Origin of the sequence: Kitasatospora gansuensis, assembly GCF_014203705.1 — a bacterium.
In the GTDB taxonomy this organism is placed as follows: domain Bacteria; phylum Actinomycetota; class Actinomycetes; order Streptomycetales; family Streptomycetaceae; genus Kitasatospora; species Kitasatospora gansuensis.
In genome coordinates this window covers 2,497,519-2,511,461 of the sequence record NZ_JACHJR010000001.1, presented here as the reverse complement: position 1 = coordinate 2,511,461, position 13,943 = coordinate 2,497,519, and the positions used below count along the sequence as shown (strand labels likewise).

Here is a 13,943-nt window from a genome sequence, read left to right as displayed (position 1 = left end):
GTCTCTTAGTACTGCTTCGGCGTGGAAAAGGGTCTGGGTTTGGGTGTGTCGGGCACGTTGTTGGGTCCTGAGGGAACGGCCGTATGGTCGTTGCTTCAGTGCCGGTCCTACTTGAGTGGTGCGTCAAAGCGCTGCGAGGGTGGGTGTCTGGTCGTTGTTTGAGAACTGCACAGTGGACGCGAGCATCTGTGGCCAAGTTTTTAAGGGCGCACGGTGGATGCCTTGGCACTAGGAACCGATGAAGGACGTGGGAGGCCACGATAGTCCCCGGGGAGCCGTCAACCAGGCTTTGATCCGGGGGTTTCCGAATGGGGAAACCCGGCAGTCGTCATGGGCTGTCACCCGCACCTGAACACATAGGGTGTGTGGAGGGAACGAGGGGAAGTGAAACATCTCAGTACCCTCAGGAAGAGAAAACAACCGTGATTCCGGGAGTAGTGGCGAGCGAAACCGGATGAGGCTAAACCGTTTTGGTGTGAGACCCGGCAGGGGTTGCCAGAGCGGGGTCGTGGGAAAGTTCTTGATTGGTCTGCCGGCCGGTCGGTGAGTCAGAAACCGTATGGATAGTCGAAGGACATGCGAAAGGTCCGGCGTAGAGGGTAAGACCCCCGTAGACGAAATCTGTGCGGCTCACTTGAGCTTCTCCCAAGTAGCACGGAGCCCGAGAAATTCCGTGTGAATCTGGCGGGACCACCCGCTAAGCCTAAATATTCCCTAGTGACCGATAGCGGATAGTACCGTGAGGGAATGGTGAAAAGTACCGCGGGAGCGGAGTGAAATAGTACCTGAAACCGTGTGCCTACAAGCCGTGGGAGCGTCGGATGCGCAGCTTGCTGTGTGTCTCGTGACTGCGTGCCTTTTGAAGAATGAGCCTGCGAGTTTGCGGTGTGTAGCGAGGTTAACCCGTGTGGGGTAGCCGTAGCGAAAGCGAGTCCGAATAGGGCGTCTGAGTTGCATGCCCAAGACCCGAAGCGGAGTGATCTAGCCATGGGCAGGTTGAAGCGGAGGTAAGACTTCGTGGAGGACCGAACCCACCAGGGTTGAAAACCTGGGGGATGACCTGTGGTTAGGGGTGAAAGGCCAATCAAACTCCGTGATAGCTGGTTCTCCCCGAAATGCATTTAGGTGCAGCGTCACGTGTTTCTTGCCGGAGGTAGAGCACTGGATAGGCGATGGGCCTCACCGGGTTACTGACCTTAGCCAAACTCCGAATGCCGGTAAGTGAGAGCGTGGCAGTGAGACTGTGGGGGATAAGCTCCATGGTCGAGAGGGAAACAGCCCAGAACACCGACTAAGGTCCCTAAGCGTGTGCTAAGTGGGAAAGGATGTGGAGTCGCAGAGACAACCAGGAGGTTGGCTTAGAAGCAGCCACCCTTGAAAGAGTGCGTAATAGCTCACTGGTCAAGTGATTCCGCGCCGACAATGTAGCGGGGCTCAAGTACACCACCGAAGTCGTGTCATTGCAGCTATAGGGCCAACGCCCGCTGTGATGGGTAGGGGAGCGTCGTGTGCCGGGTGAAGCAGCGGAGGAATCCAGTTGTGGACGGTTCACGAGTGAGAATGCAGGCATGAGTAGCGATACAAGAGTGGGAAACTCTTGCGCCGATTGACCAAGGGTTCCTGGGTCAAGCTGATCTGCCCAGGGTAAGTCGGGACCTAAGGCGAGGCCGACAGGCGTAGTCGATGGACAACGGGTTGATATTCCCGTACCCGCTTTGAAGCGCCAACGTCGAACCTCTGAATGCTAAAGCCGCGAAGCCGGCCCGGAGTCTTCGGACAATGGGACGTGGTGGAGCCGCTGAACCAACAGGGTAGTAGGTGAGCGATGGGGTGACGCAGGAAGGTAGTCCAGCCCGGGCGGTGGTTGTCCCGGGGTAAGGGTGTAGGCCGAGTGATAGGCAAATCCGTCACTCATTAAGGCTGAGACCTGATGCCGAGCCGATTGTGGTGAAGTGGATGATCCTATGCTGTCGAGAAAAGCCTCTAGCGAGTTTCATGGCGGCCCGTACCCCAAACCGACTCAGGTGGTCAGGTAGAGAATACCGAGGCGTTCGGGTGAACTATGGTTAAGGAACTCGGCAAAATGCCCCCGTAACTTCGGGAGAAGGGGGGCCGGAACTGGTGATGAGTCTTGCACTCTGAGCTGGGGCCGGCCGCAGAGACCAGCGAGAAGCGACTGTTTACTAAAAACACAGGTCCGTGCGAAGCCGTAAGGCGATGTATACGGACTGACGCCTGCCCGGTGCTGGAACGTTAAGGGGACCGGTTAGTCAATCTTCGGGTTGGCGAAGCTGAGAACTTAAGCGCCAGTAAACGGCGGTGGTAACTATAACCATCCTAAGGTAGCGAAATTCCTTGTCGGGTAAGTTCCGACCTGCACGAATGGCGTAACGACTTCTCGACTGTCTCAACCATAGGCCCGGTGAAATTGCATTACGAGTAAAGATGCTCGTTTCGCGCAGCAGGACGGAAAGACCCCGGGACCTTTACTATAGCTTGATATTGGTGTTCGGTTCGGCTTGTGTAGGATAGGTGGGAGACTTTGAAGCAGCAACGCCAGTTGTTGTGGAGTCGTCGTTGAAATACCACTCTGGTCGTGCTGGATGTCTAACCTGGGTCCGTGATCCGGATCAGGGACAGTGTCTGGTGGGTAGTTTAACTGGGGCGGTTGCCTCCTAAAGAGTAACGGAGGCGCCCAAAGGTTCCCTCAGCCTGGTTGGCAATCAGGTGTTGAGTGTAAGTGCACAAGGGAGCTTGACTGTGAGACCGACGGGTCGAGCAGGGACGAAAGTCGGGACTAGTGATCCGGCGGTGGCTTGTGGAAGCGCCGTCGCTCAACGGATAAAAGGTACCCCGGGGATAACAGGCTGATCTTCCCCAAGAGTCCATATCGACGGGATGGTTTGGCACCTCGATGTCGGCTCGTCGCATCCTGGGGCTGGAGTAGGTCCCAAGGGTTGGGCTGTTCGCCCATTAAAGCGGTACGCGAGCTGGGTTTAGAACGTCGTGAGACAGTTCGGTCCCTATCCGCTGTGCGCGTAGGAATATTGAGAAGGGCTGTCCCTAGTACGAGAGGACCGGGACGGACGAACCTCTGGTGTGCCAGTTGTTCTGCCAAGGGCATGGCTGGTTGGCTACGTTCGGGAGGGATAACCGCTGAAAGCATCTAAGCGGGAAGCCTGCTTCGAGATGAATATTCCCACCTCCTTGAGAGGGTAAGGCTCCCAGTAGACGACTGGGTTGATAGGCCGGATGTGGAAGCCCTGTAAGGGGTGGAGCTGACCGGTACTAATAGGCCGAGGGCTTGTCCTCAGTTGCTCGCGTCCACTGTGTTGTTCTGAAACAACGACCCCACACCGTTTGGTCACGGGTGTGGTGCGGTCATACAGTTTCATAGTGTTTCGGTGGTCATAGCGTGAGGGAAACGCCCGGTTACATTCCGAACCCGGAAGCTAAGCCTCATAGCGCCGATGGTACTGCAGGGGGGACCCTGTGGGAGAGTAGGACGCCGCCGAACAATCTTTAGTCAGAAAGCCCCTCCGGGTCTCCCGGAGGGGCTTTCTGCATTTCCGGACCCAGACGGACGACCCGGGCCGCCGCCGGCAGGAGAGTGGCGCCGGTGAGAGAACACCCGCCCGGGGGTGGTGATAGGTCCACCTCGAAGTCGGGAGAGATGGCCAGTGCCGGAGCAGGCCTCATCCGGCAACACTGGTGACCGTCAGTCGAACCAGCAGCCTCAGCCCTACAGGAGTCCACGGTGACAACCGCCAGCCCCCCGAAGAGCGTCGCCCCGAGGACGGAGCCGGTCAGGGCGGTGTTCAGGTCTGGGTTCCAGTCGCTCGGCTGGGCGCTTGCGGTGGTCGTCAGTTGTGCACCAGGTGTGGTGATGCCCTTCTTCGCAGCGATGCTGGTCGGTGCGGCGACGGCGGTCACGCTGGAGGCCAGCGACGCGGCGATGCCGATCGCGGTCGGCCTGGCCGGCCTGACGGGGCTGGGGCTGGCGGCGCCGGCGGTGCGGCTCAACGCCGGGTGGACGCGGTCGCAGGTGGAGCGCTGGTGCCGGGTGCGGATGGCGGTGTCGTACAGCCCCCGGCCGCGGCTGGAGGTGGATTCGCGCGGGTACTGGTGGACGGGCTACTCGTACCACCGGAGCCGGAGTGTCGCGCGGTTCGCTCAGCTGCTGCACTGGTCGCTGCGGGATCGGACCACCCGGGCGGAGATGGTCTGGCTGGTGGTGAATCCGGTGACCGTGCTGGCCCTGATCTGCCCGGTGCTGGGGTTGTTGGTCGGTGGCGCGGGGTTCGGGATCACCGCCCTGTCCGACAGCCGGACGTATGTGGGCGTCGGCTCCGGGGGCGCTTCGGTGCTGGTCTCGTTCCTGCTCAGCGCCGTGATGGTGCTGGTCGCGGTGGCGATCCTGCCGTACGCGTTGCACACCCACGCCGACCTGGCGCGCCGGGTGCTGGATCCGCAGGGGAGGGCGTCGAACATCCAACTGACCCGCCGGGTGGCCGAGCTGACGGTGACCCGGGCGGAGGCGGTCGGCGAGCAGGCGGCCGAGCTGCGGCGGATCGAGCGGGATCTGCACGACGGGGCACAGGCCCGACTGGTGGCGATCGGGATGACCCTCGGCACGATCGAGCACCTGTTGGACAGCGACCCGGCGGCGGCGCGCCAACTCCTCGCCGATGCCCGGCAGTCCTCGGCGAAGGCACTCCAGGAGCTGCGTGACCTGGTGCGGGGCATTCACCCGCCGGTGCTGGCGGAGCGCGGTCTCGGTGACGCCGTCCGTGCCCTCGCCCTGGACAGCGCGCAGGACACCGAGGTGACGGTGAGTCTGCCCGCGCGCCCGGACGCCCCGGTGGAGGCGGCGGTCTACTTCTCGATCAGCGAGTTGATGGCCAACGCGGCGAAGCACTCGGGCGCCCAGCACGTCTGGGTGGACATCCTGTACCGCGCCGAGCGGCTCCGCGTCACCGTGACGGATGACGGCAGGGGAGGTGTCGCGCCGGAGCGAGGCAGTGGACTGCGCGGGATCGAGCGGAGGTTGGGTACCTTCGACGGTGTCCTCTCGCTCAGCAGTCCGCAGGGCGGTCCGACCACCATCACCATGGAGTTGCCGTGCGCGTTGTCCTCGCCGAGGACCTCTACCTCCTTCGAGAAGGGCTGATCCGACTTCTCGAGGCACATGGGTTCACCATCGCCGCGGCGGTGGAGACCGGGCCCGAGCTGCTGGCCGCGCTGCTCGAGCACCGGCCGGACGTCGCGGTGGTCGACGTCCGGCTGCCGCCGACGCTGACGGACGAGGGGCTCCAGGCGGCGTTGGCGGCCCGTCGGGAGATCCCGGGCCTGCCGGTGCTCGTCCTCTCGCAGCACGTGCAGCAGCTGTACGCCCGGGAGTTGCTCGCGGACGGTACGGGCGGGGTGGGCTACCTGCTCAAGGACCGGGTGTTCAACGCGGACCAGTTCATCGACGCGGTCCGCCGGGTGGCGGCCGGCGGTACGGCGATGGACCCGGACGTGATCGCCAAGTTGCTCGCCAGCCGGTCGAGTTCGCAGCCGCTGCAGTGTCTGTCGCCGCGCGAGCGGGCGGTGCTGGAGCTGATGGCGGAGGGCTGCTCGAATTCGGCGATCGCCAGCCGACTGGTCGTCAGTGATGGTGCGGTGGCCAAACACATTGCCAATATCTTCACGAAGTTGGAGCTTGCCCCGGCCGAGGACGCCAATCGCCGGGTTCAGGCGGTGTTGGCACACCTCAACGGCACCCCGGCGGACGTCTCATAGCCCAGGGGGCTTCGGCAGTGGAACGCCCGTGCGAGTAGTATCCGGTGGGCCGTGACGGTCGTTGGTGCGGTGGTTCCGCTCCTCGGCAAGGGTCGATCCGGCAGCAACGGTCGCGTACGGCAGCCGCCGACTCCCAGCCCCAGGGGTTGATCATCTAATGGCACGTCCCACTCTCACCCGCGCCCACCGGATCCTGCTCGGTGTGGTGGCCGCCGGAGCCTGCCTGATCTCGGGCATCGGTTTCGCCGGGTCCTACAACGCGGTGCGTGAGCTGGCGATGGAGAAGGGCTTCGGGTCCTTCTCGTACGCCTTCCCGATCGGCGTGGACGCGGGCATCGTGGTGCTGCTCGCGCTGGACCTGGTGCTGACCTGGCTGCGGATACCGTTCCCGCTGCTGCGGCAGACGGCCTGGCTGCTGACGGCCGCCACCATCGCGTTCAACGCCGCCGCGTCCTGGGGTGACGCGCTCGGCATGGCGATGCACGCGGTCATCCCGGTGCTGTTCGTCGTGGTGGTGGAGGCGTCCCGGCACGCGGTCGGCCGGATCGCGGCGATCACCGCCGACCGGCACATGGAGTCGGTCCGGTTGATGCGCTGGGTGCTGTCGCCGGTGCCGACCTTCCGGCTCTGGCGGCGGATGAAGCTCTGGGAGCTGCGGTCGTACGACGAGACCGTCCGGCTTGAGCAGAACCGGCTGGTGTACCGGGCGCAGCTGCGGTTCCGGTACGGGCGGGGCTGGCGGCGTTCCGCGCCGTTCCAGGCGCTGTTGCCCTTGAAGCTGGCCAAGTACGGTGTGCCGCTCGACCCGTCGATTCTGGACCGGATCGACGGGCCGTTGGAGACTGTCCCGGTCGCGCGCTTGGAGCCCGTGCCGCTCGCCGCCGAGCCGGCGGTGGTGCCGGCGGCGCAGGCGGACGGCCGTGCCCCGATGGCGGCCCAGCCCCGTGCGCAGGTGACCGGTGTGACCGAGGTGCAGCAGCCGACGCAGGCTCAGGTTCAGACTCAGGCTCAGGTTGAGGCGCCGGTTGCGGTGGCGGCCGCGCTGGCCGGTCCGACGCTGGCCAAGCTGGCGGCGGTCCGGTTGCGGGATGCTCAGGAGCAGGGGGTGGCCGAGGAGCGGCCGGCGCCGAGTCAGTCCGAGCTGAACGTCTGGACGGCGCGCGCGGTCCGGTCGCACGCGCAGCCGACCGAGCCGGTGCACACGGCGCGGGTGCCCGGGCAGCCGTCGCCGTGGTTCAAGGCGCCTCGGCCGACCCGTCCGGGGGACGAGCCGGTCGAGCAGCCGGCGCCCCGTCAGTTCCGGTCGCCTGGGCAGCAGTCGCAGCAGCAGCGGCCGCAGGAGCAGCAGCCGCCGTCGCCGGTGGCGCGTCCGGTCCGGCTGGAGCAGCTGGCCCCGCAGGCCCCGTCGGCTGAGCGGTCGCCGGTCGTGGAGCCGCTGACCTTCGACGATGTGGACGATGTGGCGGATACCGAGTCGGCCGGTTCGGTGGAGCCGGATCGTCGCCCGGTGCCAGAGCCGCTCGATCCGGAGCTCTGCTACGAGGCGCTGACCGCGTACATGGACCGGTTCGAGCACCAGCCGGACGCGCAGCGGCTCGCGGAGTTCCTGACTCGGGAGTACGGCGTGGTGGGCAGCCGTCCGGATGGTTCGGTGAGCCCGAAGGACGTCGAGCGGCTGTGGTCCCAGCTGGAGGAACGTTACATCGCGGCGGGCCGGGACTGAGGTTCGCCGGAGGATCGGCCATTGACGGCCCGAGTGCGACGCCGTTACCTTCGCATCAACAATCTGTTGAAGGCGTGGAGGATTCGGCATGTCGCAGGCCAAGCTGGACGGTAGCAAGTCCGAGGGCGGCGGCGCCTCGTTCTCCGAGGCCGCCCGGGCCGCCGTGGAGGCGCTGCTCGCCCCGGTCGACGCCGAGTTGACCCAGCGTTACCCGGGCGACGACGGCAGCCGCCAGCCGGTGCACACCGTCTACGTACCGGCCGACGCCTTCGAGGCCGACACCGTACGCAGCTGGGGCGCCCAGGCGCTGGCCGCCTTCGACGCGCACGCCGCCACCCCGGCCCAGCTGGCGCAGGCGCTCGGCGTGGCCGACGACGAACTGCTGGCCGACGTGCACGCCCGGGTCCGCGCCAAGCTGGAGCGCGAGCCGGTCGAGGACCTGCGGATCGACTTCGAGGACGGCTACGGCCCGCGCCCCGACGCCGAGGAGGACGCGGCCGCGATCCGTTCCGCCCGCCTGGTCGCCGCCGCGGTGGCGGACGGTACCGCCCCGCCGTACATCGGCATCCGGATCAAGTGCATGGAGGCGGCGGTCCGCGACCGCGGCATCCGCACCCTGGAGCTCTTCCTGTCCACCCTGCTGGCCGAGGGCGGGCTGCCCGACGGCCTGGTGCTCACGCTGCCGAAGGTGACGTACGCCGAGCAGGTCACCGCGCTGGTCCGGCTGCTGGCCGACTTCGAGCAGCGGGCCGGGCTGCCGGCCGGGCGGATCGGGTTCGAGATCCAGATCGAGACCACCCAGGCGATCCTCGGCGCGGACGGCCGGGCCACCGTGGCCCGGATGATCGAGGCCGCCGAGGGCCGGGCCACCGGTCTGCACTACGGCACCTTCGACTACAGCGCCTCCTGCGGCGTCAGTGCCGCGTACCAGAGCATGGACCACCCGGTCGCCGACCACGCGAAGGCGGTCATGCAGGTGGCGGCGGCCGGTACCGGGGTGCGGCTGTCGGACGGTTCGACCAACGTCATCCCGACCGGCCCGACCGAGCAGGTGCACGCGGCCTGGAAGCTGCACCACGACCTGGTCCGCCGTTCGCTGGCCCGCGCCTACTACCAGGGCTGGGACATGCACCCGGCGCACCTGCCGACCCGCTACGTCGCGGTCTACTCCTTCTACCGCGAGGGCCTGGCGGCCGCCTCGGCCCGACTGGCCGCGTACGTCGCCAAGGCCGGCGGCGACGTGATGGACGAGCCCGCCACCGCCCGCGCGCTCAGCGGTTACCTGCTGCGCGGCCTGGACTGCGGCGCCGTCGACCCGGCCGAGGTGACCGGGCTGACCGGCCTGGACCGCAAGCAGCTGGACGCGCTCGCCGGTCGCTGACCGCACCGGAACGTCCGTCGGGCCCGGCCCGGAACGCTCGTTAAGCTGGCAGGGACCGCCCAGTCCCTGCCAGCTTTTCGCGTGTCTGGAGAACCCCCGCACCATGCCGGAGCCGACCCCCAAGCCCTACCTGACCATTCGGGGTTCCGGTGTGCACGAGCTGGAGATCAAGAAGTCCCGCTTCATCTGCCACCTGGCCAGGGTGACCGACGAGGCGGAGGCGCAGGCGTTCATCACCGGCATCCGCAAGCAGTACTGGGACGCCAGGCACAACTGCACCGCCTTCGTGGTCGGCGGTGAGCAGCCGCGCGAGCGTTCCAGCGACGACGGCGAGCCGGGCGGCACGGCCGGAGTGCCGATGCTGGAGGTGCTGCGGCGGCGCGGGCTGACCGACACCGTCGCGGTGGTGACCCGGTACTTCGGCGGGATCAAGCTCGGCGCGGGCGGCCTGGTGCGGGCGTACGGGAGCGCGGTCTCCGAGGCGGTGGACGCGGTCGGTCTGCTGGAGCGTCGGCCGGTCGCGCTGCTCACCGTCGCGGTCGACCACACCAGGGCGGGGCGGCTGGACAACGACCTGCGGGCCGCCGGGTACGTGGTGCGGGACCTGGCCTATCAGGCGGCCGGGGTGCGGATCGAAGTCGGCGTTCCGGCGCCGGAGGTGACGGCGTTTCACACCTGGCTGGCCGAGGCCACCGGTGGTTCGGCGGTCGCGGAGGCCACCGGCCGGGACTTCGTCGAGGTGCCGGTGGGGGACGCCTGAACGTCGCTCCTGAGGCTGCCAGGACCGCTGCGCAGCAGGGCCGAGCGAAAACCTAGTGACACTCGAACGAATTAACCATGCCCGGTGTTGGAACTTCCGCTCCGGGCATCGGCGTTTCCTGGAGCAAGGACCCGCACCGGTAACGGGCGGTGCGGAGCCGACCGACCACCCCGTAGATGGAGGACGTCAGACCCCAACCGCCGCACCACGGGAGGTACCTCGCATGACTCCGCAGCACAGCTTGTCGCAGCGCGCCGTACCGGATCGAACCCCGCCCCGGCGTCCCGCGCCCGCCGCCGGCCAACCAGCTGAGGCGGCAGGCCGGTTCGGCCAGCCGACGCCCTATCGGATGACGGTCGGTACGCCGCGGCCCCGGGCCGAGGTGGCCGCCCTGGCGGATCAGCTGCTGGCCGCCTGGCTCAAGCGGGAGGGCCACGACGAGCCCCCGCCGGACACCCAGACCCTCCCGGCCGAGCGCCTGCGCCTCGGCGAACGGGTCCTGCTGGACCGCGACTTCGGTGACCTCCCCAGCAGCCTGGCCGGGCCCGCGAGCGGCGCCGGCTACGTCCGCCGCAGACTGCGGACGCCCGCCCCGCACGGCACCGACCAGCTGACTCTGACCCTCGCCTCCGCATCTGCGGACGGCCCCACCGAGGTCCGGCTGGAGGCCGAGTACCTGGCCGCAGGCTCGGCGCTCAGATCGGGCGGCCGGGTGCCCGTCCCGGATCTGGCCCGCGCACTGCTGCCGCTGCTGGACGCGACCGACGGCCCGGCCCAGATCGGGGTGGCCCCACGGCTGGTCCGCCCGGCGGAGGTGGAGGCGCTGATCGACGAACTCTGTGATCCGGAGCGCCGGTTGCCGGTGCTGGTGGCCAGCCTCCCGCCGTCCACCGCGCCCGCATCCTGGCTGACCGAGGCCCTGTTGCCGCTCACCCGGCAGCTGACCGGTCTGGCCGCGCTGCACCTGCTGGACCACGAGGCGCTGCCGCTGTTCAACGTCGCGCTGGAGTACCACAAGGTCTACGGCGGCGCGGTGCGCACCTATCTGCCCGAGGTCGACCCGGCCTGCCGGGCCGACGGTGCGCGGCACCCGGTGCTGCCCAGGCACCGGATCGAGGAGGACGTCCGGCGGGCCGCCGCGCTGCTGGCCAGGGAGCCCCGCAGGCTCGCCACCGACCTGCCGCTGCCCGCACTGCTGGCCGCCGTGCCGGTCTTCCGCGCACCGGCCGAGCTGCGCGGCGCGGGCAGCCCGGTGCCCGAGCAGCGGACGGACCAGGAGGTGGACGCCGCCGAGCGGCAGGCCAGGGCCGACGAGCTGCAGCGGGTCCGGCACTCGCTGCACCGCTCCCGGCGCCGCGAGCGCTTCCTGAGCGCGGCCAACGAGGACCGGGCCGGCCTGCGGCACCCGTCGGGGCTGAGCCTGCCCGGGCGGCTCTGCACCGTCCGGCCGTGCGACGGGAGCCCGGGCAGCTTCGGTGAACTGGTCGGCCGGTTCGCCGAGTTCCCGCTGCTGGAGTTCACCGGCGACCAGAAGGAGGCGCTGGCACTCGATGGCCAGTACGCCGGCACCGGCTGGGCCCGGCTGACCTGGGAGGGTCTGACGGCGCTTCAGGAGTACGCGTCGGCCGCCGTGCGCGGGGAGGCGGGCGGCGACTTCAAGCAGTGGTGCGAGCACACCCCGCCTGGCTGCCACCGGTTCCCGCCGCGCAAGGCGGTGCGCGGCGAGTCCAGGACGGTGGAGAGCCACACCAAGTGGAAGCGCGAGCGGATGCTCCCGGTGCCGGAGTGTGTGGACTCCTCCCGGCGCGCGTTCATGGGCGCGCACCTGCGGATCGGCGGCGGGCGGACGGCACCCCGGCTGCACTACCTGGACGACTGTTCCGGCAGCGGCCGGATCTACGTCGGGTACATCGGTCTGCACCTCACCAACACCAGGACCAACTGACGGCGGGGTCACGGGTCTTGGCCACCGGCGTGGGCCGGACGGTGGAGAATGCTCAGCAGCAGCCGAGCGGCACACCGGACGAGCATGGGGGAACGACCACCGATGCAGAACGCACCAGAGGGGCAGCCGGACGGCACCGCGACCACCCTCCAACCCGGCTTTCTGGCCTCGCTCTTCCGTGACCTCGGCGGCGAGGAGGTGCCCGCGCCCCGGGGCGGCGGCACCGCCACGGCCACCGAGGACGAGGTCGCCGCTCACGGCAGGGCGGCCGCCCTCACCCACCAGCGGACGCTGGCCGTGCTGGCCGAGCACGAGCAGCTCGCCGATCTGCTGCGCCGCGCCGCGCTGCCGGTCTCCGCGATGGACTTCGAGAGCCAGCTGCTGAGTTACGAGCCCCGCCCCTTCCCGGCGGCGGGAGCGGAGGCCGGGGACGGCACGGGGGCCGGGGCGGCCGAGGACGGCCCCGAGCCGCGTTGGGCGGACTACGCCCCGGCCGAGCCGCAGGTCACGGGCCGGCTGCTGCTCGACTCGGGGTACCAGCGCGGGCTGGCCGAGGCCCGGCTGGCGCATCAGCGCGCCCTGCGCGAGTGGCGCGGCCGGCGGGCGGCGGCGATGGCGGACGGCGAGGGAGCAGCGGCTCGGCGTGCGCACGAGGCGGCGGAGCAGGCCCGGGCGCGGGCGGTCCAGGAGTACAACGACAGCCTGGAGGAGTGCCGCCGGGCCTATCGGCTGGCCGAGCCGGCGGCGGTCGAGTCGCTGCTGGAGCGCGCGTTGGCGGCGGCGGAGGGCGCGACCCAGGATCTGCCTGCCCCCTGCCGCGCGGTGTTCCGCCCGCTGACCCGCACCGCCGTGCTCGACCTCGACCTGCCTGCGCTGGAGGTGGTGCCCTCGCTGGCCGGCTACCGGCTGGGCGCCGACGGCGAGGTGGAGCCGGTGCCGCGACCGACGGCCGACCGCGCCGCCGACTACCTGCGGCTGGCGGCCCGGCTCGCCCTGCGCGCGCTGCAGGCGGCGGACGCGGTGGACACCGAGGACATACTGACCGGCGTGGTGCTGAACGGCTGGCTGCGCAGCCCCGACACTCCGTCAGCCGACCCGGTCTGCCTGCTCAGCGTGGACGCGGACCGGGACGCGTTGGCCCGCACCCGGCTGCTGCCGCCGGAGAGCGAAGCGACCGCAGCCGGCAGTCCCGAGGACGGGCCGGAGCGTGGCAAGGGCGTCTACGCCGACGCCGAGCAGGACGAGGCCCTGCTGCGGCTGCGCGAGCTGGCGGCCGTGGTGACGCCCGACCCGTACGGGGTGGTGCCGGTCGAGCCGAGCGCGGAGGCGGGTCGTACGGTGCCGTCGGCGGCCGACCTGTCGGCGAACGAGTTCGTCCATCTGGTCCGGGAGCTGCTGACCAGGGGCGGGCTGACGGAGTGGAGCGTCCGGCTGCGCGGGCCGTCCGGGCTGGTCGCCACCGGGGCGGGGGAGCCGGGGAGCGCGCTGCCCGGGCGTTGGGTGGTCTGGGCGTCGCGCCCCGGTGAGGCGGGCGGGCCTGGTGATCAGGTGGAGGACGTCGAACTGCGCACGCTCGCCGAGGCGGTCCGGGAGGAAGGGGCGGACCGGGGGTTGCGGCTGACCACGGGCCGGTTCTCCGAGCGGGCGCTCGACCTGGCCGGAGAGCTGACGCAGATCCACCTGGTGGACGGCGACGGCGTACGCGAGCTGACGGCCACTCACCTCGGGCTCCGCCTCGGCGCCGGGGGCTGACGGGCGAGGCGGGCCGGCGGGCCGACGAACCAGCGACTGACAGGCCGACCGGGAAGGTCAGCCGTCGGTCGCGGTGAGGTAGGCGGTGCCGAGCTGGGGCGAACCCTGGTCGGCCCAGGAGTGGCCGAGCGCGGTGACGTCGAGTTCGCGGCCGCCGGGCAGCACGATCTGCGGGCGGTCGTGCCGGTCCAGCCGCCAGCTGGTGCCGGGGACGGTGCGGCGCAGCACGGTGCCCAGGTAGAGACCGGCGTCGTTGCCGAGCCAGTCGGAGACCTCGGGGTCGTCCCGCCAGCGGGGGAGCAGCTGGTCCAGCGCGGTCAGCGAGCGCTCGGTGTCGTCCAGCCGTACCCCGCTGGACTCGGCCAGCTCGCGCAGCAGCCCGCACTCGGCCAGCAGGTCCGCCAGCGCCGGTTCCGGCGTTCCGGTGGTGGAGCGGGTGCCTCGCCAGCTGCTCAGGAATCCGTGGCCCATGGCCCCAGCCTGCCAGCTGACCGCCCCGGCAGCGCGTCCGGCGGCGTCCCGCAGCGCCCGGCAGCGCGCCCACCGGCAACGCTCACCGGCACGGTACGGGCGCCCGGGCCCGCCGCTCTGACCCGCC

At 69.2% G+C, this 13,943-nt stretch carries 8 protein-coding genes and 2 rRNA genes; 9 read left to right on the top strand and 1 reads right to left on the bottom strand.

Annotated features, from left to right (window positions below):
* The first annotated feature begins 190 nt into the window (after positions 1-190).
* The 9 genes from F4556_RS10905 to F4556_RS10865 all read left to right on the top strand — a co-directional run bounded on the left by F4556_RS10905 (position 191) and on the right by F4556_RS10865 (position 13,345).
* A 23S ribosomal RNA gene (locus tag F4556_RS10905) occupies positions 191-3,312 on the top strand.
* Positions 3,313-3,400: 88 nt separating this feature from the next.
* A 5S ribosomal RNA gene (rrf, locus tag F4556_RS10900) occupies positions 3,401-3,517 on the top strand.
* A gap of 369 nt (positions 3,518-3,886) precedes the next feature.
* Positions 3,887-5,170 (top strand): sensor histidine kinase, encoded by a 1,284-nt coding sequence (locus F4556_RS10895; RefSeq protein ID WP_184913815.1) that lies wholly within the window; start codon positions 3,887-3,889, stop codon positions 5,168-5,170.
* Positions 5,122-5,784, top strand: coding sequence for a response regulator transcription factor (locus F4556_RS10890; RefSeq protein WP_057233446.1), 663 nt, complete (start codon positions 5,122-5,124; stop codon positions 5,782-5,784). Before F4556_RS10895 ends, F4556_RS10890 begins: the two co-directional genes overlap by 49 nt.
* A gap of 157 nt (positions 5,785-5,941) precedes the next feature.
* Positions 5,942-7,507 carry a DUF2637 domain-containing protein gene (locus F4556_RS10885; RefSeq protein ID WP_184913813.1) on the top strand — a complete coding sequence of 522 codons (1,566 nt, stop codon included), beginning with the start codon at positions 5,942-5,944 and terminating at the stop codon, positions 7,505-7,507.
* An 88-nt stretch (positions 7,508-7,595) separates the two neighbouring features.
* Entirely contained in the window at positions 7,596-8,888 is a 1,293-nt protein-coding gene (locus F4556_RS10880) for a DUF6986 family protein (RefSeq protein ID WP_184913811.1), read from the top strand.
* Between the two features lie 103 nt (positions 8,889-8,991).
* On the top strand, positions 8,992-9,648 hold the full coding sequence (locus F4556_RS10875; RefSeq protein ID WP_184913809.1) for a YigZ family protein: 657 nt from the start codon (positions 8,992-8,994) through the stop codon (positions 9,646-9,648).
* Between the two features lie 349 nt (positions 9,649-9,997).
* A complete protein-coding gene (locus tag F4556_RS10870; RefSeq protein WP_184913808.1) occupies positions 9,998-11,593 on the top strand; it encodes a hypothetical protein in 1,596 nt (531 codons plus the stop codon).
* Positions 11,594-11,695: 102 nt separating this feature from the next.
* Positions 11,696-13,345 (top strand): restriction endonuclease, encoded by a 1,650-nt coding sequence (locus F4556_RS10865; protein ID WP_184913806.1) that lies wholly within the window; start codon positions 11,696-11,698, stop codon positions 13,343-13,345.
* A 57-nt stretch (positions 13,346-13,402) separates the two neighbouring features.
* Here the strand turns inward: F4556_RS10865 and F4556_RS10860 are convergent, their stop codons facing one another.
* A complete protein-coding gene (locus F4556_RS10860) occupies positions 13,403-13,816 on the bottom strand; it encodes a DUF6278 family protein (RefSeq protein WP_184913804.1) in 414 nt (137 codons plus the stop codon).
* Between the last annotated feature and the right edge of the window lie 127 nt (positions 13,817-13,943).

What these genes read in the sequence shown, in the direction of transcription:
- F4556_RS10895 (WP_184913815.1), top strand. Translation starts at nt 3,887, where the DNA reads ATGCCCTTCTTCGCAGCGATGCTGGTCGGTGCGGCGACGGCGGTCACG.
- F4556_RS10885 (WP_184913813.1), top strand. Translation starts at nt 5,942, where the DNA reads ATGGCACGTCCCACTCTCACCCGCGCCCACCGGATCCTGCTCGGTGTG.
- F4556_RS10880 (WP_184913811.1), top strand. Translation starts at nt 7,596, where the DNA reads ATGTCGCAGGCCAAGCTGGACGGTAGCAAGTCCGAGGGCGGCGGCGCC.
- F4556_RS10875 (WP_184913809.1), top strand. Translation starts at nt 8,992, where the DNA reads ATGCCGGAGCCGACCCCCAAGCCCTACCTGACCATTCGGGGTTCCGGT.
- F4556_RS10870 (WP_184913808.1), top strand. Translation starts at nt 9,998, where the DNA reads ATGACGGTCGGTACGCCGCGGCCCCGGGCCGAGGTGGCCGCCCTGGCG.
- F4556_RS10865 (WP_184913806.1), top strand. Translation starts at nt 11,696, where the DNA reads ATGCAGAACGCACCAGAGGGGCAGCCGGACGGCACCGCGACCACCCTC.
- F4556_RS10860 (WP_184913804.1), bottom strand. Translation starts at nt 13,816, where the DNA reads ATGGGCCACGGATTCCTGAGCAGCTGGCGAGGCACCCGCTCCACCACC.